Origin of the sequence: Fulvivirga sediminis (genome assembly GCF_016757215.1) — a bacterium.
GTDB classification, from domain to species: domain Bacteria; phylum Bacteroidota; class Bacteroidia; order Cytophagales; family Cyclobacteriaceae; genus Fulvivirga; species Fulvivirga sediminis.
Genome location: NZ_JAESIY010000002.1, coordinates 419549 through 444505, shown reverse-complemented (window position 1 = coordinate 444505; position 24957 = coordinate 419549). Strand labels below are relative to the sequence as shown.

23 protein-coding genes are annotated in these 24957 nt (G+C 39.2%); 17 read left to right on the top strand and 6 right to left on the bottom strand.

What is annotated here, in order from left to right; translation table 11 throughout:
* The first annotated feature begins 74 nt into the window (after positions 1 to 74).
* From JL102_RS05230 to JL102_RS05220, 3 genes are all read left to right on the top strand, one after another.
* Positions 75 to 1016, top strand: a complete 942-nt coding sequence (locus tag JL102_RS05230; RefSeq protein WP_202243190.1) for an NADP-dependent oxidoreductase — start codon at positions 75 to 77, stop codon at positions 1014 to 1016.
* A gap of 86 nt (positions 1017 to 1102) precedes the next feature.
* Positions 1103 to 1945 carry an aldo/keto reductase gene (locus JL102_RS05225; protein WP_202243189.1) on the top strand — a complete coding sequence of 281 codons (843 nt, stop codon included), beginning with the start codon at positions 1103 to 1105 and terminating at the stop codon, positions 1943 to 1945.
* Positions 1946 to 2103: 158 nt separating this feature from the next.
* On the top strand, positions 2104 to 3087 hold the full coding sequence (locus tag JL102_RS05220; RefSeq protein ID WP_202243188.1) for an aldo/keto reductase: 984 nt from the start codon (positions 2104 to 2106) through the stop codon (positions 3085 to 3087).
* 319 nt (positions 3088 to 3406) lie between these two features.
* On the opposite strand, the gene JL102_RS05215 is transcribed toward JL102_RS05220, so the two are convergent.
* On the bottom strand, positions 3407 to 3589 hold the full coding sequence (locus JL102_RS05215) for a hypothetical protein (protein ID WP_202243187.1): 183 nt from the start codon (positions 3587 to 3589) through the stop codon (positions 3407 to 3409).
* A 129-nt stretch (positions 3590 to 3718) separates the two neighbouring features.
* On the opposite strand from JL102_RS05215, the gene JL102_RS05210 reads away from it, so the two are divergent.
* The 11 genes from JL102_RS05210 (at position 3719) to JL102_RS05160 (ending at position 14909) form a co-directional block, all read left to right on the top strand.
* Entirely contained in the window at positions 3719 to 4564 is an 846-nt protein-coding gene (locus tag JL102_RS05210; RefSeq protein ID WP_202243186.1) for a methylated-DNA--[protein]-cysteine S-methyltransferase, read from the top strand.
* Positions 4564 to 5277 carry a 2OG-Fe(II) oxygenase gene (locus JL102_RS05205; RefSeq protein ID WP_202243185.1) on the top strand — a complete coding sequence of 238 codons (714 nt, stop codon included), beginning with the start codon at positions 4564 to 4566 and terminating at the stop codon, positions 5275 to 5277. The genes JL102_RS05210 and JL102_RS05205 overlap by 1 nt, the downstream gene beginning before the upstream one ends.
* A gap of 87 nt (positions 5278 to 5364) precedes the next feature.
* The gene (locus tag JL102_RS23750) at positions 5365 to 5610 is read left to right on the top strand and encodes an Ada metal-binding domain-containing protein (RefSeq protein WP_202243184.1); all 246 of its coding nucleotides are present in this window, start codon (positions 5365 to 5367) and stop codon (positions 5608 to 5610) included.
* A complete protein-coding gene (locus tag JL102_RS05195) occupies positions 5597 to 6205 on the top strand; it encodes an alpha-ketoglutarate-dependent dioxygenase AlkB family protein (protein ID WP_202243183.1) in 609 nt (202 codons plus the stop codon). The genes JL102_RS23750 and JL102_RS05195 overlap by 14 nt, the downstream gene beginning before the upstream one ends.
* Positions 6206 to 6371: 166 nt before the next feature.
* Entirely contained in the window at positions 6372 to 6605 is a 234-nt protein-coding gene (locus JL102_RS05190) for a T9SS type A sorting domain-containing protein (protein ID WP_317191620.1), read from the top strand.
* Between the two features lie 247 nt (positions 6606 to 6852).
* Positions 6853 to 7644: a 2Fe-2S iron-sulfur cluster-binding protein gene (locus JL102_RS05185; RefSeq protein ID WP_202243181.1), complete on the top strand. Its 792-nt coding sequence runs from the start codon at positions 6853 to 6855 to the stop codon at positions 7642 to 7644.
* A gap of 48 nt (positions 7645 to 7692) precedes the next feature.
* Positions 7693 to 8685, top strand: coding sequence for an FAD binding domain-containing protein (locus tag JL102_RS05180; protein WP_202243180.1), 993 nt, complete (start codon positions 7693 to 7695; stop codon positions 8683 to 8685).
* A 33-nt stretch (positions 8686 to 8718) separates the two neighbouring features.
* Positions 8719 to 10887: a xanthine dehydrogenase family protein molybdopterin-binding subunit gene (locus JL102_RS05175; protein WP_202243179.1), complete on the top strand. Its 2169-nt coding sequence runs from the start codon at positions 8719 to 8721 to the stop codon at positions 10885 to 10887.
* A 329-nt stretch (positions 10888 to 11216) separates the two neighbouring features.
* On the top strand, positions 11217 to 11381 hold the full coding sequence (locus JL102_RS05170) for a hypothetical protein (RefSeq protein ID WP_202243178.1): 165 nt from the start codon (positions 11217 to 11219) through the stop codon (positions 11379 to 11381).
* Between the two features lie 6 nt (positions 11382 to 11387).
* Complete coding sequence (locus JL102_RS05165; protein WP_317191617.1) at positions 11388 to 11711, top strand: DUF6686 family protein; 324 nt, start codon at positions 11388 to 11390, stop codon at positions 11709 to 11711.
* 87 nt (positions 11712 to 11798) lie between these two features.
* Positions 11799 to 14909: a glycoside hydrolase family 2 TIM barrel-domain containing protein gene (locus JL102_RS05160; protein ID WP_202243176.1), complete on the top strand. Its 3111-nt coding sequence runs from the start codon at positions 11799 to 11801 to the stop codon at positions 14907 to 14909.
* A 53-nt stretch (positions 14910 to 14962) separates the two neighbouring features.
* On the opposite strand, the gene JL102_RS05155 is transcribed toward JL102_RS05160, so the two are convergent.
* The 4 genes from JL102_RS05155 to JL102_RS05140 form a co-directional block, all read right to left on the bottom strand.
* A complete protein-coding gene (locus tag JL102_RS05155; RefSeq protein WP_202243175.1) occupies positions 14963 to 15724 on the bottom strand; it encodes a LytR/AlgR family response regulator transcription factor in 762 nt (253 codons plus the stop codon).
* Positions 15705 to 16781: a histidine kinase gene (locus tag JL102_RS05150; protein ID WP_202243174.1), complete on the bottom strand. Its 1077-nt coding sequence runs from the start codon at positions 16779 to 16781 to the stop codon at positions 15705 to 15707. Before JL102_RS05150 ends, JL102_RS05155 begins: the two co-directional genes overlap by 20 nt.
* Positions 16778 to 17821: a sensor histidine kinase gene (locus JL102_RS05145; RefSeq protein WP_202243173.1), complete on the bottom strand. Its 1044-nt coding sequence runs from the start codon at positions 17819 to 17821 to the stop codon at positions 16778 to 16780. Before JL102_RS05145 ends, JL102_RS05150 begins: the two co-directional genes overlap by 4 nt.
* A gap of 126 nt (positions 17822 to 17947) precedes the next feature.
* Complete coding sequence (locus JL102_RS05140; protein ID WP_202243172.1) at positions 17948 to 19426, bottom strand: hypothetical protein; 1479 nt, start codon at positions 19424 to 19426, stop codon at positions 17948 to 17950.
* 204 nt (positions 19427 to 19630) lie between these two features.
* Here JL102_RS05140 and JL102_RS05135 point away from each other — a divergent pair, with 204 nt between their 5' ends.
* Genes JL102_RS05135 through JL102_RS05125 form a run of 3 tightly spaced genes read left to right on the top strand, consistent with a single transcriptional unit; the run spans position 19631 to position 24049 of the window.
* The gene (locus tag JL102_RS05135; protein WP_202243171.1) at positions 19631 to 21349 is read left to right on the top strand and encodes an amidohydrolase family protein; all 1719 of its coding nucleotides are present in this window, start codon (positions 19631 to 19633) and stop codon (positions 21347 to 21349) included.
* A gap of 11 nt (positions 21350 to 21360) precedes the next feature.
* On the top strand, positions 21361 to 22737 hold the full coding sequence (locus tag JL102_RS05130) for an amidohydrolase (protein WP_202243334.1): 1377 nt from the start codon (positions 21361 to 21363) through the stop codon (positions 22735 to 22737).
* A 7-nt stretch (positions 22738 to 22744) separates the two neighbouring features.
* Positions 22745 to 24049, top strand: a complete 1305-nt coding sequence (locus tag JL102_RS05125; protein WP_202243170.1) for an amidohydrolase family protein — start codon at positions 22745 to 22747, stop codon at positions 24047 to 24049.
* Positions 24050 to 24130: 81 nt separating this feature from the next.
* Here JL102_RS05125 and JL102_RS05120 read toward each other — a convergent pair whose 3' ends face one another.
* Complete coding sequence (locus tag JL102_RS05120; protein WP_202243169.1) at positions 24131 to 24946, bottom strand: M48 family metalloprotease; 816 nt, start codon at positions 24944 to 24946, stop codon at positions 24131 to 24133.
* Positions 24947 to 24957 lie beyond the last annotated feature (11 nt).

Sequence of the window (24957 nt, the reverse complement as noted above, 5' to 3'; positions counted from 1 at the left end):
TACGAAAACATATACCAGTATTATGCTTTTTATATGGTATATATTTGTTGTATTAGTAAAATTAAATAGAAAATATGAAAGCAATAGTAATAGAAAAAGGTGGAGGAATTGAGGAGTTAAAGATTAAAGATATTGAAAAACCATCTATTCAGAGAGGTGAAGTGCTTATTAAGGTAAAGGCATTAAGCATCAATCCGGTAGATGTGAAGACCAGACAGGGGAAAGCCTTTTATGGAGAGCTGGAAAACGAAGATCCGATCATTTTAGGTTGGGATGTAGCCGGTACGGTAGAAGAAGTAGGAGCCGATGTTACCAAATTTAAGAAAGGAGATGCCGTATTCGGTATGGTCAACTTTTTGGGGCACGGTAAGGCTTATGCAGAATATGTAGCTTCTCCTGCAGATCATCTGGCCTTAAAGCCAGAGAACATTTCTTTTGAAGAGGCCGCTGCCTCTACTCTGGCCGCTTTAACGGCTTATCAGGACCTGGTACATCAGGCTGATTTACAAGCTGGTCAAAAAGTCTTGGTCCATGCGGCATCCGGTGGTGTGGGACATTATGCGGTGCAAATAGCCAAAAGCATGGGAGCTCATGTGATAGCTACTTCTTCAGCCAGAAATAAAGATTTTGTGTTGGAGCTGGGAGCCGATCAGCATATAGATTATAATGCTCAGGATTTTGAAGAAGTGGTATCTGATGTAGACTTGGTAATAGAAATAGTAGGTGGTGATCATATCAAAAGATCTCTTGAGGTGATTAAGAAAGGAGGCACACTGGTGAGTAACCTGGGATTCAATGATGAGGCTGCAGCCATAGCAAAAGAGAAAGGAGTTAAAGGCATGGGCTATCTGGTACAGTCTAATGGAGAGGATATGGATAAATTGGCCGATTTACTAGCTTCAGGCAAGGTGAAGGCACATGTTTCCAAAACCTACTCATTTGAGCAATTAGGAGATGCGCATTTACAAATAGAAACAGGCCATACTAGAGGTAAAGTGGTAGTGACCCTAGATTAAAATCATCAAAAAATAATGCTTATTAGATTAACTAAATGGCCTTTTTGAGCATTATAATTATATCAATTAACCAAAATACTATTGTAATGGTAACAGAAAAATTAAACTTAACATATAAAATTGGCGATCTCGAGGTAAATAGATTAGGCTTCGGTGGTATGCAGCTTACTGGTAAAGGTGTTTGGGGAGAAGTTCCTGATAGAGAAAATGGCCTGAAAGTATTACAAAGAGCCGTAGAGCTAGGGGTGAATTTTATCGATACCGCCGACTCATATGGCCCTTATACAAATGAAAAGCTCGTAGCAGACGCCTTGCATCCATATAAGGATGGATTGGTGATAGCTACCAAGTCTGGTTTAGAAAGACCAGGGCCGGATGAATGGGTGCCTAATGGAGACCCTGATCATATTAGAAAAGGTATTGAAGGCAGCTTGGAAAGGCTTCAGGTAGACCAAATAGATCTGTGGCAGCTGCACAGAATAGACTCTAAGGTGCCTGTGAGAGAAACCTTGGAGCCTGTAATTAAAGCGGTTGAAGACGGAAAGATCAAATACGTTGGAATTTCTGAAGTAACGGTAGATCAAATCAAGGAAGTACAGGATCTTTTACCAATCGTTTCGGTACAAAACAGATATAACTTGGGAGATAGAGAGTGGGAAGAGGTATTGGATTATACTACCGAAAACGGGTTAGCATTTATTCCATGGTTTCCGCTAGCTTCGGGGCCTGATAAGATGCAGGAAAAAATAGAAAGCATAGCCAAGAAGTATGATGCTACCACTGCTCAGATTGCATTGGCCTGGTTAATGAAAAGAGCAGAAAATATTCTGTTAATTCCCGGTACCAAGTCTCTTGAGCATTTGGAAGAAAATATTAAAGCCGCGGAGATAGAATTGACAGATAGTGAGTTTGAGGCTTTATCTAAGTGAGTTTAAAAGGTGTATCAAAAGTTTTTTCTAACAAGGTTAAAGGAGGCATTGTGCCTCGCAATAACTATTATAGAAAGAGTCTAAAGGAGACACAGGAAGACTAGATGCAATAAGAATCATCAACTTTGATACACCTTTCTCTTAAATAATATTCAATTATGAAACAAAGAGAATTAGGAAATACAGGCGTGAAGTTGTCAGCCATAGGGCTGGGCTGTATGGGGATGAGCCATGCTTATGGTGAGCGTAATGATGCCGAATCTATTGCTACTTTAAAAAGGGCTATTGAATTAGGCATTAACTTCTGGGATACGGCGGATATTTATGGCAATGGAGAAAATGAGAAGTTGATTTCTGAAGTGCTTAATGGGCATAGAGATAATATATTTCTGGCTACTAAGTTTGGGTTTGTTCCGGGTGAGGGCATGTACAATAATTTTGATGGCTCACCCAAGCATGTTAAAGAAGCGGTGGAGGCAAGCTTAAAAAGGTTAAATACAGAAGTAATTGATTTGTATTATGCTCATAGGGTAGACCCGAAAGTACCTATTGAAGAAACAGTAGGAGCTATGGCGGAGCTGGTAAAAGAAGGGAAAGTCAAATATTTAGGACTCTCAGAAGCTTCCGCTACTTCTATTAGAAAAGCTCATGCAGTGCATCCTATTTCGGCCTTGCAAAGTGAGTATTCTTTACTTACCAGAGAGGTGGAAAATGAAATATTGCCTCTGTGTAAGGAATTGAATATCACCTTTGTGCCTTTCAGTCCGTTAGCGAGAGGTTTGGTAACTAATACACTTAATGTCGCTGAGCTGAAGGATAATGATTTTCGTAAGCAGCTACCTCGCTATCAGGAGGAATATGCTGAGAATAATCAAAACCTGGCTAGGGAATTTGCGGCGATGGCGCAGGAGAAACTTTGTACACCGGCACAGCTGGCTATAGCCTGGGTGCTACATCAGGGAGATAATATTATCCCTATTCCTGGCACAAAAAAACGTAAATATTTAGAAGAAAATGCAGGAAGTGTGGAGGTGGAACTTACTCCTGATGACTTGAATAAAATTGAAGATTTATTAAAAAAATATCCTGATACCGGAGCCAGGTATAGTGAGAAAATGGCTCAGATGGTAGATAAGGGATAGGAAGATAGTTTTTTGCTAAGACTAATGTTAATAAATGTGTAAAAGAGAGTGTATCAAATGTGCCTATGGCTATTGGTTTTCAAATTGAGGTACTTGAAATAGGCTTCTAATTAAATTTTAGGAGACTTTTGATTCTTCAATCTGGCTTAAGATAACTTTTGATACAACTCTTTTATAACTCTAAATAAGGACTATTTTCATTTTATGAAGGCAACGCTTTCATAAAGCTTCTGATCTTTTCAATAATTTCTTCGCCACATTCTTCTAAGGCAAAATGTCCGGTGTCATAGATGTTATAATCTATGTTTTTGATGTCCCTCTAAAAAGCATTGGCGCCGCTTTCAGGGAAATATTCATCGTTTTTACCCCACACTACCAGCACAGCAGGTTGGAGTTCTCTCATGTACCGCTGCCATTCAGGGTATAATTTCACGTTATTTCTATAATCATAAAACAAGTCCAGATTAAGCTCATATACATTAGGCCTTGATACTTTGAGCAAGTCTATATGCCAAGTGTCAGGATTTATGTTTTCCTCGTTTTTAGTACCATGTGCATAGCTAACTTCGCAAGTTTCGGATTTTATTGCTGCTCATATCCGCCGATTTTTGTAATATAAATTTTATAAACCATGGAGACGCAGGAAAACTTAAGCTTCAACAGAATAGCCACTGCTATAGAGTATCTACGGACTCATTTTAAGGAGCAACCCGATCTGAATGAGGTGGCCGACAAGGTGCATTTAAGCCCTTCGCACTTTCAGCGCCTTTTTACCGAATGGGCAGGCACCAGTCCTAAGAAATTTTTGCAATACATCAGCCTGGAGCATGCTAAAGGTATCTTGAAACAAGGAGAGGGAGCCACTTTGTTTGATGCGACGTTCGAAACAGGGCTTTCCAGTACCAGTAGGCTGCATGATTTATTTATCAATATCGAAGGCATGAGCCCGGCAGAGTATAAAAATGGAGGTAAGAATCTAAGTATTAATTATAGCTGGGCAGAATGTCCGTTTGGAAATCTTTTAGTGGCCTCTACACACAAGGGTATCTGTCATATGACTTTCCATGAAGATGAAAAGACTGCTCTGATAGAGCTACAGGCTAAATTTCCGAATGCCGGTTTGACTAAAAAGCTGGATCTGATACAGCAAAATGCTTTGTTCATTTTTCAAAAAGACTGGAGCCAGCTGTCTAAAGTGAAGTTACACTTAAAAGGAACTGATTTTCAATTAAAAGTATGGGAAAGTCTACTAAAAATCCCAATGGGGAAATTATCGACCTATGGGCGCATTGCTGAGCAAATAGGAAATCCTAAAGCCTCTCGAGCAGTGGGGACCGCAATTGGAAGCAATCCGGTGGCCTTCTTGATCCCTTGCCACAGAGTGATACAATCCTCAGGAGTGTTTGGAGGCTACATGTGGGGACCAACCAGAAAAGCCGCCATCATCGGTTGGGAAGGAGTGAAGGTAGCAGAGTAATGGAAAGCATACATTCAAAAGTGAGAGCGGTAAACTGGCAGTCTGTAGCTTCAGAGATGCATATGAAAGGATATGCTATTTTACCTAGCTTTCTATCGATGCAAGAATGCGATGACTTGAAAGCGCTCTATCCAGAGCCAGCAATTTATAGGAAAGTGGTACCCATGGAAAGGTATCGATTTGGCAGAGGGGAATATAAATATTTCAAATATCCTCTACCGGATCTGATAGACAGTATTCGACGGAATATATACCCTTATTTAGTGCCCATTGCCAATGCCTGGATGAAAGTGTTAAACATTGACCAGGAGTTTCCGCATAGTTACGAGCTCTTACAAAAAGCATGTCATGAAAAAGGTCAGCTGAAACCAACTCCTTTGATTTTAAAATATGGAGAAGGCGGATATAATACGCTGCACCAAGATTTATATGGAGATGTTTACTTTCCCATCCAAACCCTTGTGGTGCTGAGTGAAAGAGGACAAGATTTTACCGGTGGCGAGTTTGTAATGACAGAACAAGTGCCCAGGGCACAATCTAAACCCATAGTATTGAAACCTAACAAAGGTGATTTAGTGATTTTTACTACCAACTTCCGACCTGTAAAAGGAGCAAGGGGTTATTATAGAGTAACTATGAAGCACGGAGTAAGTGAAGTAGAATCTGGAGAGAGGTATGCTATGGGGGTGATTTTTCACGATGCTGGTTCTTAGTTTTTTATATTAAACAGTCTTGTTCTTTTTTTCATTTTGGATCAAGCCAAAAATGAAAGACCCTTAAGAATTGCAGAACATTAATCTATGATAAACCACTCCTCCATATCAAAAGCACAAATATTTAAACTCATCAAGTCAAATAAAATTCAGTTGGCTGGAAATAGAAAATTGAAAATATATGGCACACTCCAATGTAAGTCAGGCAAACGGATGATGGAAAAAAACAGAGTATTCTTCATATCTAAAACTGAAGCTGAAGAACAAGGTTATAGGCCATGTGCACATTGTATGAAAGAATTTTACGAACTTTGGAAGCATGGATCTCTTTAACCCTCAACCAGATAAAACCACTAATTGGCTGCCTTACGGTGGCACAGTACATTATTTTGGGTTTGTGTTATCTCAAAAGCAAGCAGACCACTATTTCGATGTGTTGATGGATACGATAGAGTGGCGTAACGATGAGGCGAAGATGTATGGCAAAACGTTTATCACCAAGCGCAAAGTAGCCTGGTATGGAGATGAACCTTTTGAATATACTTATTCTAACACTACTAAAAAGGCATTACCGTGGACGGAGGAGTTAAAGTTGCTCAAAGCAATAGTGGAAAAGGAAACTGGAGAGACATATAACTCTTGTCTCCTCAACTTATATCATACAGGAGAAGAGAGCATGGCCTGGCATAGTGATGGCGAACTGGACTTGAAAAAGAATGGATCAATAGGTTCGCTAAGTCTGGGAGCAGAAAGGAAATTCGCCTTTAAGCATAAGCAAACCAAAGAGAAAGTGGAGTTGGTGTTAGCTCATGGTAGCCTGCTGGAGATGACCGGCACCACTCAAACCCATTGGCTACACAGGCTGCCGCCCACCAAAAAAATAAAAAGGCCAAGAATTAACCTGACCTTTAGGAGTATTGTGACCTAATTCTTATTAATTAAGAGATAAGATATGATGGACTGTTTTCATTTCTCGGGAATTATAAAACACATCGAACCCATTGCTATAATAAGATTTTTGGAGGTAGTCTTGGTGAGAGGTGCATATATTATAGTCAACTAGAAAGTAAAAAGTTTCTGAAGACGACTTAAATATATACCCCAACCCTGTGAATACCGATGAGTTGTATGTTCAATTTGGTAAACCGGCGCTTAATAGTGAAATCAGCATCTTATCAGAAGATGGATTGAAAATAGAAGGTCCGAGCATAGAGAATAGTGGGGGCGGAGCCATCATAAATTTAAAAGGTTTAACACCTGGCACCTATTTCCTGAAAATAATAGATGCTACCGGCAAAGAAAACGTCAAACGTTTTATTGTAGAGTAATTTGTTATGCAAGAGAGCTAAGGCAGAGATGGCCCTTTGTCTTGGCTTTGTTAAGGATACTTATTTTAATCTGGTTTCAGAATCTATTTAATCACGTTAAAGTATCCATAGTTGTTTTTATCTTTTTTATCTAGTCTTATTTTCTCTTTGTTAAGTTGTAGAAACGTAGCAAAAACTCCCCAAAATAACAAATAGCTGATTTTTTCTGTTATTTCTAAGTTAATAATTCAAACTTAAACTCATCACCATGAATGACTTAGAAAATTGGAAAAACAAGGTGGATGCGGATAATCTCAGTGAGGACGAAGAGAATATATTGTCTGATCTGGGCCTTTCTGGTAGTACACGGCGCGGCTTTTTGAAGCGAGTGTCTGCTGCTAGCCTGAGTGTATGGGCTGCTCCTTATTTCTCATCCGAGATTATGGCTAAAGAAAATCAGCAGAAGGTGATAGCTTTTATGAATGAAATAAAAGTAAATCTTCATGTTAATGATTCTGTAAAGCCATTAACGCTAGACTCAAGAACTACTTTACTGGATGCCCTGCGTGAAAACCTGGGTTTTACCGGAACCAAAAAAGGTTGTGACCACGGACAGTGTGGTGCTTGCACGGTAATAATAGATGGTAAACGTAAGCTTTCTTGCCTTACACTGGCAGCTACTTGTAAAGACAAGCAGATTACCACTATTGAAGGACTTGCCGTCAATGGAAAACTACACCCTATGCAAGAAGCTTTTTTAAAGCACGATGGTTTTCAATGTGGTTACTGTACTCCTGGGCAGATATGCTCATCGGTAGCCTTACTGGAGGAAGCTAAGCAAGGGGAAGCCAGCTATGTGACGGATGATTTTAAAAAGATAAACAAAGATTTGAAGCTTTCTGAAGAGGAAATCAGGGAGCGTATGTCTGGGAATATCTGCAGATGCGGTGCTTACAACAACATAGTGCAAGCCTTTAAAGAGGTGCATAGTGGTGATGATGAGATGCCTACGTGGGAATTTGCCACTGAAGAACAAATGAAGAAAGCCTCTCGCTCATAAGTGCTATGCGTGATGAGTTGAAAATTTTAACGACTAACTAATCATACTATGAGACCATTTAAATATATAAATGCTACCACCGGAGAGCAGGCATTACAGGCAGCAGAGCAACATGAAAGAGCTAAATACCTGGGAGGAGGAACCAACCTGGTAGACCTCATGAAGGAGGATGTGGAGCAGCCAGATCATTTAATAGAAATAGCAGATCTTGAATATAATTCTATAAAGGAAAATAAAAAAGGAGGCCTTACTTTAGGTGCTGTAGTAAGCAACTCTGATACGGCTAATCACCCTGTGATTCGTCAAAAATATCCTTTGTTAACTATGGCCATGTTATCTGCTGCTACAGCGCAGATCAGGAATATGGCTACCAATGGAGGTAATTTATTACAAAGAACTCGGTGTCCGTATTTTTATGAAACCTCTATGCCGTGCAACAAAAGAGAGCCGGGCTCTGGTTGCGGTGCAAAAAAAGGGATGAATGCCAAACATGCCATTTTTGGTTATAGTGATAGCTGTGTAGCGGTGCATCCTTCTGATATGTGCGTGGCGCTGGCCGCGCTAAATGCTGAGGTGGAAGTATTGCAAATCAATGGAAAAACTAAAATGATGCCTTTTGAAGATTTTCATCGCTTACCCGGAGCCCAACCAGAAAAGGACACCAATCTCGATAAAGGCGAGCTGATTACAGCCATTCATTTGCCTCAATCTATTTATGCCGATCATTACTATTATTTAAAGATTAGAGAACGATCTAGTTATGCTTTTGCCCTGCTATCAGTGGCTGCTGGTTTACAAATCAAAAATGGGATCATAGCTTCTGCCGGACTGGCCATGGGAGGTGTGGCTCATAAACCGTGGAAGCTCACTAAAGCAGAGCAATTTCTAAAAGGGAAAAGCCCTTCAGAAGAGAACTTTCAGCGTGCTGCTACCATAGCCATGGAAGATGCTAAGCCTCTTGCAGAAAATGGCTTTAAAGTGCCCATGGGAGAAAAGGCCATTGTGAGAGCATTGAATCAGGCATATAACCGAAAAGTATAATTTCCATTCCAAAATCTTTTAAATAACAGTATTATGAAAACATTAGAAACCTCATCTATAGGGAAAGCTATTGATCGTATAGATGGTCGTTTAAAGGTAACTGGAATGGCTAAGTACGCCTCTGAATTTCCGGTAGAAAATGTAGTATATGCCCAGGGAGTAACCAGTACTATTGCTAAGGGTAAAATAACATCGATAGATGTTACGGAGGCAGAAAAGCAAAAAGGCGTAATAAAGGTTATTACATATAAAAATGCTGAAAAACTGAAGGAATCGGATGAAAAAAGACCGGCCTTTACGCTCACTTCTGTAGCCCCTGTGTTACAAAGCCCTGAGATACATTATTATGGACAATATGTGGCGTGTGTAGTAGCAGAAACCTTTGAGCAGGCTCAGTATGCTTGTAGGCTAGTAAAAGTTACTTATGAAGAAGATAAACCTGATATTGATTTAGATAAAAACAGAAGTAAAGCTTTTAAACCAGATGATCAGGCAGATTACTCGAGAGGAGATGTAGATGCTGGTATGCAATCATCAGATGTAACGCTGGAAGCTACTTATACTACGCCTATAGAGCACCAACACCCTATGGAGTTGCACGCTGCCATAGTATCCTGGGAAAATGGAAAGGTGAAAACTTATGCCAGCCAACAGATATTGAATGATGCAAAAACAGCCATAGCAGATACTTTTATGATCTCTGAAGATAATGTGCAGATAATTGCTGCTTATCTTGGAGGAGGGTTTGGCTCCAAGCTTAATGTGCATAAGCATTTGATTATGGCAACGATGGCTTCTAAAATGATAGGCAGGCCTGTACAGATTACCGTTACTCGCCAGCAGATGTTTACCAACACGGGTATGAGGCAGTTTGATGAACAAAAAATGCGTTTAGGAGCTAATAAAAAGGGAGAGTTACAGGCGCTGGCTCATCATACTACTTCGCATTGTGCTACTGATCAAATGTATTATGAGGCGTGTGGCAATGTATCAAAAATGCTTTATAAAACACCTAACAATGCAGTAACCCATCGTTTGATACCGCTGAATTTACAGGTACCGAACTCTATGCGAGCACCAGGCGAGGCTACGGGTAGTTTTGCCCTGGAAAGCGCCATGGACGAAATGGCTTGGAAGCTTAAAATGGATCCTGTAGAGTTTAGAATTAAAAATGATACACAAAGAGATCTGGGAGCAGACAAACCTTTTTCTTCCCGCTTGTTAGTAGAATGCCTTCGGATAGGTGCCGATAAGTTTGGCTGGAGCGAAAGAAAAATGCAGCCCAGAGCTAATCAAAATGGTAACTGGCTGGTAGGCTATGGCGTAAGTGCTGCTTCACGTAGGGCTCCCTACAGGAAGACAAGCGCTCGGGTAATTGCTGATATGAGAAATGGAGAAGTGTATGCTACTATCCAAATGGATGGCACCGATATAGGTACTGGTAGCTATACTATTGTAGCGCAAACTGCTGCCGAATATTTGGGTATACCCGTGAAGAACATCAATGTAGAGCTAGGAGATTCGGACTTTCCGGTAACGCCGGGTTCCGGTGGTTCTTGGGGAGCTGCTTCTTATGCTAACGGAGTAAGAGTGGCCTGTAAAAACCTCTTTTCTAAGTTGAAACAAAATGCAGGAGTGGCCGAGGAGGATGAAGTAGCACTGGAGGACCTGATGAAGAGTAGCAAGGTGACGTCATATAAAGTAGTAGGTACCGCAGAGCCTTCTGAGGAGTATGAAAATCACTCTGTTTTTTCTTTCGGAGCCAATTTTGCCGAAGTATGGGTAGATAAGGATACAGGTATGTATCGTATTAAAAGAATGGTGAATGTGGGGTCTGCCGGTAAAATCCTAAATCCTAAAACTGCTTATAGCCAAATTATAGGTGGTCTTACCATGGGAGCAGGTATGGTTATAGCTGAGCAAACTCAGGTGGAACCTCATCATGGTAATTTTATTACTCGTAGTTTGGCAGACTACCATGTGCCAGTAAATTTAGATTTGGCCAATATAGATGTTGTCTTTTTGCCCGAAGAAGATAAGATAGCGAATGAAATAGGAGTGAAAGGAATAGGTGAACTGGGGATTACCAGTGTTGCAGCTTCTATAGCTAATGCCATTTTTAATGCTACAGGAAAGAGAATGAGAGACTTGCCAATTACTCCCGAAAAGTTGATAGAAGCATCGTTAGAAGCAGGAGTTTAAATTATTGAAAGATGAAACATAACCAAAGTCACTCTACGCATAGCGTAGAGTGACTTTGTCTTTGATTGGCACAATGGAGGCTACAATGAATTACCTTAATAGCTAAATCACACTTCCATAATTACGGTGCGAGCTTTCTATTGCCTCAGCTTGACCTGTGAGGCCCCATTAATTTTACCGAGCCAATCTCGCACTCGAAGAATAGCTACGCTAACTTACCCCTTGTAGCTACTTGTGACCATAAAGAATACCTACTATTAGCGATTGTTTATAAGAATCAACTATCTCAACTTTGCATTATTTAGAATTATTCTAAATAATGAAAGATCATGAAAGCCGAAGAATACGACAACTTGCTAAAAACATTGATGGAAGAGTTAAGCAGAGAACTACCCTCTGTTTTAACCATAGCTAAAATTATAAAGCAAACGGAGTGTCCGTATTTAAAAGGGCTGGCACGATCAAAAATGAATAAAACTCAACCAGAAAAGTAAAGAGATATGTTTTGTAAGAATGATATTTTGATGACCGAGCATAATATGCACATTACTAAGTGCCGCGGCTGTGGAAAGGTGACACTGCTCTACAATAATTTCTTCGTCAGCTTTAATACCCAAGAATTTTTCCATTTTATAGACTACATCGAAATGCTGCATTTTGCCAACAGCTCGGTTAAATTTCCTAATGGAGAGCAATACGTGACCGTTTACACCTGCCATGAAGATATCTATTTTATCTTTAATGAGGGCGATTTCAATGAATTTAGAGATAGACTTTTGCAGGTACATTTATTACTTGAGGTGAAGCATATTTTAAAAATGTAATTTATACGTTTATTGTTTTCTTGCAATAAATCAAGCATTTTTGGTAAACTGTAACTGCTATTTTATAGAAATTTAAAAATTTTCAATATGCTTAAACCGTGTTTTACCCTTTTACTAGTCTTGTCTTGCATTGTGGGGTGTGTAGTCCACTCTTTTGCTCAAGATGAAGAATGGCAAGATTTATCAATTATCACTGTAGGCACAGAGAGTCCACATGCCACCTTTATTCCGTATTCTTCAGAAGAAAAGGCCTTATCTGAAGAAAGGTCATCTAACTATCAATCACTAAATGGAGATTGGAAATTTCACTGGGCTAAGAACCCTAGTGAAAGGCCAATTGATTTTTATAAAGAAGACTATGATGTAGCTGCTTGGAAAGAACTACCTGTACCTGCCGACTGGCAAATGTATGATTACGGGTATCCACAGTATACTAATGCAGAGTATCCATGGCCAAAAAATGCCCCTTATATACCTGCAGAATTTAATCCTGTGGGGTCATACAAAACTACTTTCTCAATACCTTCTTCTTGGGGAGAAAGCGTAGTTTTACTTCATTTTTCCGGTGTAAACTCGGCTTTTTATTGCTGGGTAAATGGAGAAAAGGTTGGTTATAGTGAGGGTAGTAAAACGCCTGCGGAATTTGATATTACTTCATTCCTCCAAAAGGGAGAAAACACGCTTGCTGTAGAAGTATACCGATGGAGTGACGGTAGTTACCTGGAAGATCAGGATTTCTGGAGATTGAGTGGTATTGAAAGAGATGTATATTTAGTATCTGCTCCAAAGACCAGAATAAGAGACTTTTTTGCTCATCCTGCTCTGGAAAATGATTATAAAGACGGCAAGCTTACGGTAGACATTGAATTGATAAACAAGCAGTCTAAAAAAGCAAAAAATCATGAAGTAGAAATAGCTCTCTATGACGCAGATAAAAAGGAAATAGGCAGGGTTAGTAAGAAAATCAGCGTTGATAAGAAAGCCGAGGTAGACTTAGAGCTTGCAGTTAAAAATGTTTTAAGCTGGTCAGCAGAGAAGCCTCATCTGTATCATCTGGTTATTAACCTTAAAGACAGCAAAGGAGTGGTTACTCAGTCAGTAAACACGCCCATCGGTTTCAGAGATATTCAGATCAAAGAGGGGCAGCTATTGGTTAATGGTCAGCCCGTTTTGTTTAAAGGTGTTAACCGCCATGAGCACGATGAAAAGTATGGTCACGTAGTGTCTAAAGAGCTAATGCTTAAAGATATTCAGCTTTTTAAACAGAATAACATCAATGCAGTGCGTACCTCTCATTACCCTAATGACCCTATGTGGTATAAGCTGTGTGATCAATATGGTATTTATGTGATTGATGAAGCGAACATTGAAACCCATGGTTATGGTTATGATGAAGATAAAACTCCAGCTAATAAGAAAGAGTTTTTAGAGGTTCATTTAGACAGAATGAGAAGAATGGTAGAGAGGGATAAAAACCACCCTTCAGTTATCATTTGGTCTATGGGTAATGAAGCAGGAGATGGACCCGCATTTTTACAAGGATATGAGTGGATAAAAAATAGGGATAAATCCAGGGTAGTTCATTATGAAAGAGCCGAAAGAGGTAAGAGTTTCAAGGAACCTCATACTGATATTATTCCTTGGATGTATGCACGTACCTGGAATATTGAGAAAGGGTATTTGGGTAAATATCCTGATCGTCCTTTCATCTGGTGTGAGTACTCTCATGCTATGGGAAATAGCAACGGAAACCTTACGGATCTGTGGGAACTTGTACGCAAGCACAGGCAGATACAAGGAGGTTTTATTTGGGACTGGGTGGATCAAGGTCTACTTAAAAAAGTAGAAGATGGTGAAGAGTACTGGGCTTATGGGGGTGATTTTGAGCCTGAAAATGCTCATAATGATGGTAATTTCTGCCTAAACGGGCTTGTTAATCCTGATCGTAGCCCTCACCCTGCCTTAGAGGAAGTGAAGCATGTATATCAGAATGTTCATTTTACCAGTACTAAAGAAGGTAAATTGGAAGTGTACAATGAGAACTTCTTTACCAATCTGGAAGAGTTGGAAGTAAGCTGGGAGCTTTTGAAAGATGGAGAAGTGGAGAAGAAACAAGTATTGAAAAGCTTTAGTTTGGCTCCTCAAGAGCGTAAGACCATTTCATTAGATATTCCTACAGGTGATTTAATGCAGGGTAGTGAGTATTTTATTAACTTTTATGTTCGTCAAAAAGAGAGTACAGAGTTAGTTGAAAAAGGATATTTGCTTGCAGCAGATCAGGTTTTATTGCAAAATACAGCAGCTGAAATAGAAAAAGAATCTGAAGTAAAGTTAAAAACTAAGAGTAGCAAAACGGACATTACTTTAACTAGTGATAAGTTGGAACTGATATTTGATAAAACCAGCGGAGATTTGGTGACTTTTAAATCTGCTGAAGGTGAATATTTAAAAGAGCCTTTATCTTTTAATTTCTGGAGAGCTCCTACTGATAATGATTTTGGTAATGGCATGCCTGAGAGGTGTAAAGTATGGAAAGATGCTACTTATCATCAAAAAGTCACTTCTGTGGAAGTAGTAGAGAAAACCAAAACTTCTGCTCAGGTAGCTCAGCATTTTTCTTTCGAAGGACTAAAATCTACAGGAACCATTCTTTATCATATCTATGGAGATGGCAGAGTGGAAGTAAATGTAGCTTTTGATTATAAAGATACCGATATGCCTGAGCTTCCACGCTTCGGGGTAACTATGATATTACCTAAGCAGTATAATCAGGCAGAGTGGTATGGAAGAGGATCACATGAAAACTATTGGGATAGAAAATCTTCTGCCATGGTAGGTAAGTATAGCATGCCAGTAGCAGACCTTAAGTTTGACTATATCAGACCTCAGGAGAATGGATATAGAACAGATACCAGATGGTTAACATTGACTAATGATAGTGATAAAGGCCTCACTTTTGTAGGAAAGCCTGAATTTAGCTTTAGCGCACGTCATAACCTTACGGAAGATTATGATGCGGGCATGCATAAAAAACAAAGACATTATACTGATATAGAGCCTAAAGATCTTGTAGAGCTAAACATAGATTATGGTCAAACAGGAGTAGGTGGAGACGATAGTTGGGGAGCGAGACCGTGGGACAAATACTCATTGGCTCCTAAATCATATAATTATGGTTTTGTGATAGAAGTGAAATAAAAGACAAAAGCACTGAGCAAAAAGCCTGTTGGGGAAACCCTGACAGGCTTTTTTTATAAGCCGTTAAACCAATTTTTAAAAGCATTCACTTTATCGCGACTCACTATTATTTCTTTATCAAAATGAATACGTGGAGATACGAGAAGCCTGCTGTTAGAGTACACTACTACATCTTCAATGGCATTGATGTTGATAATAAATGAGCGGTTGGCCCTATAAAAAGTCTGAGGATCTAGCATTTCTTCCAGCTCTTCTAGTTTATAATCAATTATAAACTTTCTTTCCTGATCATTAATAAGGTAAACCGTGCGGCCCTCCGCATAAAAAAGCTCAATACTATCAGTAGTGATGGACTTGATATGTTCTCCCAGCTTTACCATAAAGCGCGTTTTATACTGGTCTTTGTGAAGATTTTGTAAGGCTTTATTAATATCAAAACTGTTTTGAGATAAATTGTTCCTTAAGTTCTCCAGCTTATTGAGAGCGGCCTCCAGGTCTGAGAAAATGATAGGTTTGAGTAAATAAGCAATGCTGTTTACCTGAAAGGCCTCTATGGCATACTCATCAAAGGCAGTGATAAAGATAATAGGCTTCTCTACTTTTACGGATTCGAAAATTTCAAAGCTTTTTCCATCAGTAAGCTGGATATCCATGAAAATGAGGTCAATTTTACCTTGGTGATTTTGCAGCCATTGTACAGATTCTTGCACCGAAGTAAGCTTATCCATTACCTCAATCTCAGAATCATACCTTAAAAGGTATCTTTCGAGCTTTTCAGCCGCTGGTACTTCATCTTCAATAATCAATACTTTCATATTCAGATTGCTTTTTCTCATCTAATATTTCAAGTATAGGGATTTTTATGTAATTCATATCATAAGCTTTCACCTGTACTACTGGTTTTTCACTATAAAATCCATAGGCATTTTGTACTTGTTTGAAAATGCTTTTGTGCGTACTAGTGATTAAAAGCTTTTCATTTAGCTTGTGTTGTAAGATGAAATATCCATCGGCATGTTCGGTTTCCAGCTCTATGAATAGCGGTTTGAAAGCATTGATGAGACTATTCCTAATAATGGTTTCCACTAGCCCGGGTAGCACACCGGGTACCATAGGCATGGCGCCGGAAGAGGCTGATATATGACTTCTAAAAGTAATGCAATTATTGTATTTGAAATTAAGCAAGTGAACTATATTGTTCGCCGCCCTCAGTTCTTCATTTAAGGTAGAAAGCTCCTTTTTTCTGTATCCCAAAATATAACGATATACCAGCGAGAGTCTGTCAATGTAATCTTCTGCTTCATCAGCATTTTTATGCACCAGGGTGATGAGCGTTTCTAGTGAATCATAAAGCAGGTCTGGGTTTACCTCGTTTTGAAATTTAGACAGTTCAGCCTCTATGGTTTCTGTTAATAATTGCTCCTCTTTTATTTTGTTCTGGTTTTGGCGGTGAAGAAAATCATTACTAAAAAACAATAGGTTATAAATAAGGCTGGTGGCAGCATAAATACAGTTAAATATGATGAGTTGTGTTTCCGCAATGCTGAATTTAATGATAAATTCGAAATAGGCCGATATGGAAATAGAGATAACTATAATACTGGCAACGATGCCTAGTAACGTTTGTGTCCAGATTCTTTTGCTATCAATCTCTGGTGAGTGAAATCGATTAAGAATCAGCACTGTGAGTCGTAGTGTCTCTGATAATATATAGGTAAGCCCAATGCACACATATACTTCCTGACCAGTAAAAATTTCGCTGATCTGGCTCACGTTATTGTTGATCAGAAGTATCATTAAATACACCACTATACCATAAAAAGGAGGGATGAGAATCCTAAAAAGAGCCTTATGAATAAATAGCTTTTTCATAATTCGATGCCTTTTAGTACAGGAAGAGTCACCGTAAATTTAGCGCTGTCCGTTACTTTAATAGGCGCTGAAGTAAATAATCTGTAGCGTTGTTTGATGTTTTTAAGGCCTACCTTAAAAGATTTGACATGGCTGGGAGTAACTGTTTTTGTATTGCAGATGCTTATGTTCGTGTTATCAATAGCTGAAATATAGATGTACAATGGATTATTTTTATTGATGAGATTATGCTTCACTGCATTTTCTACCAGCATCTGAAGCGTCAGTGGAGGGATAGCACTGCTCATTATATTCTTCGGTAGATTAATTTCTAAATGGAGGTGATTTTCAAAGCGTACTTTGAGCAGATAGTTATATGATTTCACAAACTCGACCTCTTCATCAAGTGTTACAAATTGTCGTTTGTTATTATCTAAAATATACTGATAAGTAAGTGCCAATCGCCGGATGAAGTCTTCAGCTAAATCGGCATCTTTAAAAATTAGAGATGAAATAGTGTTGAGACTATTAAATAAATAATGTGGGCTGAGCTGACTTTTAAGTGCTTCTAGCTGTAGTTTCAGGTGCTTCCGCTGTTCTTGCATGTCAGAGAGCTGAGCTACCGCATATTGATTATAAGAGTACAGAGCAAAGTAAATGAGTGAATAGAGCAATACCGCTATTACCGTAATGATCAGTAGTTTTATAATAGGCTCCTGATGTTGCAGCCACAACCATTCAACAGAGAAACTTTCATTAATAAAGCCATAGTATAATCCTCCCAGTATGGCTATTAAACTAATAGTGATGAGGATATTTGCTACCAGCCCCACAATAAAGCGAGCAGGCAGATTTTCCTTCCAGGGAAGGAGCTTGTTCAGTTGTTTATCAGAAAAGTAAAGGCTAAGGCCGATACTGATAGCAATAGCAATACTGATAATTACATGAGGAAAGTTCTGTAAAATAGATGGGAGATAAGCCTCTTCACTATAAAAAAGGTATAAGAAATACAGTATGCCTATACAGATACTTACAACTATACGTAGCCAGAATTTGCGCATAAACGCTGGAGTTATAATATGAGTTTTGCTGGCTATCACAAGGCCAATCTAACCAAAAGCAAGGTTAAATTGAAACTCAGATAGCGCGTTGTTATTTATTTTGAGTGTGTAATTGCAGATGCAGTATTAATCAATAGCACGCATGGCTTTGCCGTAATAAGTATCTGAGTTAATGTTTTTGGCTGCTGCTCGGTAAGCATCAAAGGCCTCTCTGTCATTTAATTTTTTAACTACAGGAGCCAAAGCAGATAGGGCTTCAGAAGCATAAAAACTTGAGCCTATATTGCCTGCAGTATCAAGCATTATCAGTAATGATTTTTTATTGATATTTTGTCTTGAAGCTGTTTTGATAACGCTACTGGCATAGTTAGATGACCCTAAATTGCTGGTGGCTTTAGCAATGGCTTCTATGCCTTTATCAGATAAATACTGTGTTTTGAGCATTTTGCTGAGTACGTTAGAAGCATAATAATCAGAGGACATTTTATTTTCTAATAAAGAAATGATCTTCAGGTTAGTAGCCTCATTTTGTTTTTCATCCAATAAATTGATAAAGACTGAGGCCATATAATAATCTGAATTTACATCAGCCATAGCATCAATTACTATATTACGGGATTCTTCAGATATATTAGATTTTTTGAGGGCCTTGCTTAGCAATTGCGTTTGATAATAATCCGAATGAATGTTTTTAGAAGAATTAACAATGGCAGTAATGGACTCTTCATCAAGGTTGTCATCTAATAGCTCATTGAGCACCGTCATCTGGTAATAATCAGAACCGATATTTTTACTGGCATCCATTATTTTTAATACTGTAGCCGACGATTTTTGATTATCCTTCAAGGCTTCTTTTAAAACTACAGTAGAGTAATAATCACTGCCAATATGCTTTATGGCATTAAAGTAAGCTTCCTCAGTACCAGGATTTAGCAAGTACACATGAGAATTTTTTCGTAAAACCTCAGCCAGATAATAATCGGAGTTGATATCAGAAGAAAGTGATTCAGCGATTTTCACTAACTCACTATCTTTTAAACCATTCTTTTCTAATAAAGCACGGGCATAGATAGATTTCACATAGTTGCTTTCCATTTTATCCATTTCAGAAAGCACGGCATTTACGCCTCCGTTTTTGTAAAACCTGTTAACCCTGCTTTCTACACCTATACCCGTAGAGCGAATCACTTCAGGCAGTATTTCGGCTAGCCAATTTTTACCGTTAGGAATAAAAGGCATTTCCTTTCGTCCTTCATAATATTCTTTTTTCAAACCATAGGAAGTGCTTTCTATTTGAATAGTTCGCTTACTGCCAAAAGTGGTTTTGCTGATTTCTAAATATCCTCCGGGGCTTATGCTCTTAATGTCAGCATCATCATCGGTAATAGTAATGGTGCCTTTGTATTCAATATTAAAGCTGTTTCTGCCATTAGATTGCCTGATTTTACTTATGCCATCACCGTCATCAGAAATATCTATGTGTACATTTTTAGATACAACAGTGTTTTGTGCCTGGCTGAAATGGAATAGACAGCACAAAATTGTAAGGATAGACACTAATTTGACCCGATGGCCTATCCTTAATAGTTTTTGACCTTTGTTCATAATAATTGAGTTTTACTACAATACAATAATCATTAATAAATAGGCTAATAAATAATGAGCGGTAGTCAACCGTATTGAAAATGTACTGAATTGTAAAATCGATGTCTTATTTCCTCAGGCTATGCTACCGTTCGTGTAGTATGTGTTTTGTACTGATAAGGTTCTATTGATACATTGGGAGTGTTAACCAAAACCGATTAATAAATGAAGGAAAGGAAAAGTACATTTTCACAGAGGCGTATTTACATGCTTCTGTTATTCTTTGCTGTTTTGACTACCTCAGTGTATGGGCAAGATTTGCCTGCCATTACCAGCACTTATGTAATCAAAAATGCAAATATCATTCAAGGGCCCGGCCGTAAAATAGAAATGGGAACCCTGGTGATTAAAGATGGAGTAATTACTGCTGTAGGCAAAAATGTTGAAGTGCCTGCTACTGCACAGGTAGTGGAGGCCGACAGTATGTATATATATGCAGGTTTTATTGAAGGCCTTTCTCACACAGGCCAGGAAGAACCTAAGGAAGTACCAGGAGGCCGTGGGCGCAGTGATGTTAAAGATCCCGGCAACCCGCCTAATGATATTGCTGGAATAGATCCAGAGAGAAGAGCATCTGACTTACTCAATGCTTCTGATAAATCAGTAAATGACATGCGAGAATTGGGGTTTACCGCGGCCAATGTGGTTCCCCATGGTAGAATGCTACCTGGCCAGGGAGCGCTTGTTCTTCTCACAGGAGAATCTGCAGATGAGATGCTTTATAAAGAAAACACAGTTCTTTTCTCGCAATTAGATGGTGCCCCAGGGGTATATCCCAGTACTGTGATGGCTGTAATGGCCAAATACAGAGAATTATACAGGCAGGCTGAGCAGGCTAAGGCCTATGAAGCAAAATATAAAAATAAGGCTTCTGGTATGAGCAGACCTAATACAAGTCGTGTATTACAGGCTTTTTACCCCGTTTTGGAAAAGCAACAGCGGGTGGCCTTTAAAGCAGAGGATGTTTTAGATATTGAAAGAGTGTTGATTCTCAAAAAAGACTTGGGCTTTAACCTTATTCTTAGTGAGGTAAAACAAGGTTGGGATCTTACAGATAAGATTAAAGCTAGCGGCGCGGAGGTGCTACTCTCACTCAACCTGCCAGAGATGGAAGAAGAAAAAACTGATTCTACTATGACGGATTCTACCTCGGTAGAAAAAAAGGAGAAGACAGCAGTAGATATTGAAAGGGAGGAGCTGGAAGCCAGAAAGAAACAAATGATTTTGAATTATTATACTCAACCTGCTCTTTTTAAAAGCAAGGGTATTGAGTTTGGTTTTTCTACGCTAGGCGTAAAAAGCAGTGATGTAAAAGACGTCCTGATCAAGTTCATAGAAAATGGCCTTACCGAAGACCAGGCGCTGGCTGCCCTTACTACGGCTCCTGCCCAAATTTTAGGGGTGTCATCCATTATGGGTACGCTGGATGAAGGTAAAATGGCCAATTTTTTCATTACGGATAAACCTTATTTTGATAAGGAAGCTAATGTGAAATATACTTTTGTAGATGGTCAAATGCATAATTTAAAAGATAAGCCAGGTAAGAAAGGAAACGGAGAAAAAGCGGTGGATATAAAAGGTAAATGGTCATATTCATCAGAAACACCTCAAGGCGTAGTCAATGGTGTAATCACTTTCAAAGGAGAACCAGGTGATTATAGTGGCTCTATTTCTAATAGCTCTACTGACGATTCTACTGATTTTAATGATATCACAGTAGATGGTAATAGTGTTGTGTTTGAGTTTTCCATAGTTTCTGATGGAGAAACTCTGAAAATTACCATAACCATGAATATAGAGGGAGAAACTTTTGAAGGCACTATGACGGCCGGAGAATACGGGAGCTTTCCTATAAAAGGAGATAAAATGCCTGAAGAAAATTAAAACATAGAATGATGAGATTAACAAATACAATATATAAGCTGTCATTAATCTTTCTTTTTGCCTGTGTTTGCTCTATTAGTCAGGCGCAGGAAAGAGGAGATGTGCTGATAAAAAATGGCACGGTGCTTACCATAACCAATGGTACTCTGGAAAATACCGATGTCTTGATAAGAGATGGTAAGATTTCTAAAATAGGCAAAGGACTAAAAGCGGCTTCAGGAACCAGAGAGATAGATGCTGCCGGTAAATATGTGATGCCTGGTATAATCGATGCGCACTCTCATATTGCATTAAGCTCTATTAACGAAGCTACCAGCCCGGTAACAGCAGAGGTATGGACAGGAGATGCGCTTGATCCACTGGATATATCTATTTACAGAGCGCTGGCTGGAGGAGTGACCATTTCACATGCTTTACATGGCTCAGCCAATGCTATTGGAGGACAAAGTGAAACCATTAAGCACCGCTACGGTACGGTAGATATGGATGGTTTGAGAATGGAAGGAGCTCCCAGAACTATCAAGTTTGCTTTAGGAGAAAACCCTACCCGAGTACATGGTGAGCGCAGTGGCATAGTGCCTAAAACCAGGATGGGTGTGGAGGCAGTTTTTAGAAGCTCTTTTTCAGAAGCGAAGCAATATATGGAGAAGTGGGAAGTGTATAACTCTGACAAAGGCAAGAAAGGCTTCAAAGGATCGGCTCCCGAGTATAACCTGAGATTAGAAGCTTTGGCTGATATATTAAAAGGTAATATAATAGTACACTGTCATTCTTATCGTGCCGATGAGATTTATATGCTCATGCAGGTTTTTAAAGATTTTGGAATTAAAAAACTTGTTTTTCAGCATGTGAATGAAGGTTTTAAAGTCGCTCCTGAGCTGGCAGAGTTCGGGGCCATGGCCTCGGTATTTGCAGATTGGTGGGATTATAAATTTGAAGTATACTATTCTACAGCTTATAACGCAGCCATTCTTACTAAAAACGGAGTAGTAACTTCTATCAATTCAGACTCAGGAGAACTCATAAGACACTTGTATCATGAGGCGGCCAAAACCCAAAAATATGGAGATCTTTCTGATGATGAGGCCTTGAAATTAATTACCATTAATCCAGCCAAGCAGCTAGGTATAGAGAAGAGGGTAGGTTCATTAGAAGAAGGTAAAGACGGAGACGTGGCTATTTTCAGCGCTCATCCATTGTCTATTTATACCGTTCCGCTTTATACTATAGTAGATGGAGTGGTGAAGTTTGATAAGGAAAATGATCCTGCCGATATGCGAATATACCCTGATCCTGAAGAAACTATTGATGTAACATTACATGATAGAGAAGATGAAGACAGGTGTATGGATATGGGTTATTCCAACTATTTACTCACTGATAAATAATTGAAGAATGAAGCAAATGAAAAATATAATACTAACATTAGCAGGAGTATTTTGTGTGCTGCTTTCTTACGGACAGAACGCTAAGGCTACCACAGGTACTTTTGCCCTTACTAATGCTACCATCGTAACCGTAACCAGTGATACTATTAAAAATGGAACCTTAATTATTTCAGATGGTAAAATTACTGATCTCGGTACAGTGTCAGCACCAGCGGGTGCTAACGTGATAGACTGTAAAGGCCTTTTTATATTTCCGGGTATGATAGAGTCAGGCGCCAGACTAGGCCTGGTAGAGGTAGGCTCAGATCCACGAACAAGAGATTACAATGAAGTGGGAGATATAATACCTCAGATGAAAGCTCTAACGGCAGTTAACCCTAACTCTGTGCTAATCCCTGTTACCAGAGTGAGCGGTGTTACCACCTCTTTAGCGGTGCCTACCGGCGGGTTGTTTTCAGGCACAGCAGCACTTATTAACCTGCACGGTTATACTCCTGATCAGATGTATGCTGGTTTTGAGGGAGTAGTCCTCAATTTTCCTATCACAGGTAAAAGAGGCAGGTGGGATAGAAGATCAGACGAGGAAATAAAAAAAGAGGCTGAAAAGGCCCTGGAAAAGCTTAATGAGGTGTGGGAAAAGGCAGAAGCTTATAGTAAAATTGATTCTACTATACTGGCAGGAAAGGCATCTTCAAAACTAGATTATTATCCTGAAATGGAAACACTAGCACCTGTGGTGCGTGGAGAAAAAACACTATTAGTGGAGGTGAATGCTGCCAATGATATAAAAGCGGCCATTGAATGGGTGAAAGATAAAAATCTGAAAGTAATATTTACTGGCATGTCAGAAGGATGGAGGCTGGCTGAAGAGCTGGCAGAAGCAAATATACCTGTGATTACAGGCCCTGTATTAGATATTCCTAATAGAGATTATGATAAGTATGACCGTTCTTATACTAATGCCGGAATGATGCATCAGGCAGGAGTAAAGGTGGCCATAAGAACTAACGATGCTGAAAACGTAAGGAATTTACCCTATAATGCGGGCTTTGCGGCTACCTACGGATTAGGGAAAGAAGAGGCCCTTAAAGCAATTACTATTACTCCAGCTCAGTTGTTTGGTGTTGATGATCAGCTAGGGTCGTTGGAAAAAGGGAAAAGTGCCACCTTATTCATTACTGATGGTGATCCTTTTGAACCCAAAACTCAGGTGAAATACGTTTTCATAAACGGTTGGAATATTCCTATGGAAAGCAGGCAAACCAAATTGTATGACGAATTTTTGGATCGTAGTCCTGGTTTGAAAAAGTAGGAATTAGATATAAATTTTAAATAACAAAAGGCTACTCGTTATCAAGTAGCCTTTTGCTATTTTTTGTAAATTCAGCATGTCTTACAAGCTATTTTGAAAGGCTTCATAGCCACTCTTACCTGATAAAGAAGTATCACAACCTGCTTCTGTGGCTAAGGCGTTTATATCTTCTACTCTGCTGTCTGGGCTGGGGTGAGTACTCAAAAACTCTGGTGTGCTACCTGCCTGCCCCTCTTCTAGTAACTTTTCAAAGAAATATGCCGCTCCGTTACAAGCATAGTCAGTAGCTCCCAGGTAGTCTACTGATTTGGCATCTGCCTCTTCTTCAAAATCACGGCTAAAGCTGAGACCAGAAAGGGTGCCCGCAACCTGACCTGCTATCTGTTTTAATTGAGAAGCATTCTTGCCAAGGAGTATATTGAGTAGTAATGATACGCCATATTGCTTTTGTATGTTCCTGCTAGTATGTCTTAAGTCAGCATGAGCAATTTCATGGCCTAGTACACCTTCTAGAGCATCAGGGGTCTCTAAATATTTAATAAGGCCTGTGTATACATAAATATAGCCACCTGGAGTAGCAAATGCGTTGAGGGTGTTGTCATCTTTAAGTAAAGTTACTTCCCATGCAAACTCATCTCTATAGGCTAATTCTCCACTGTTCAAGATATCATCAACCATAGCGTTTATATAAGCATAAGCTTCTGGGTTTTCAGATTCTGGAATAATATTATACGAAGGGTCACTGGCTATCTCTGCGCTCACCTGTTGGCCCAACTCTACGTCATTACTCACAGAGAATAATGCAACATTGTCATTCTTATCACAGCTAGTAATTCCTAATATTACCACTGCCAGCGTTACCGGAGTAAAAAGTCTAAGTAAAATATTTCTTTTCATTGATCTGTTAT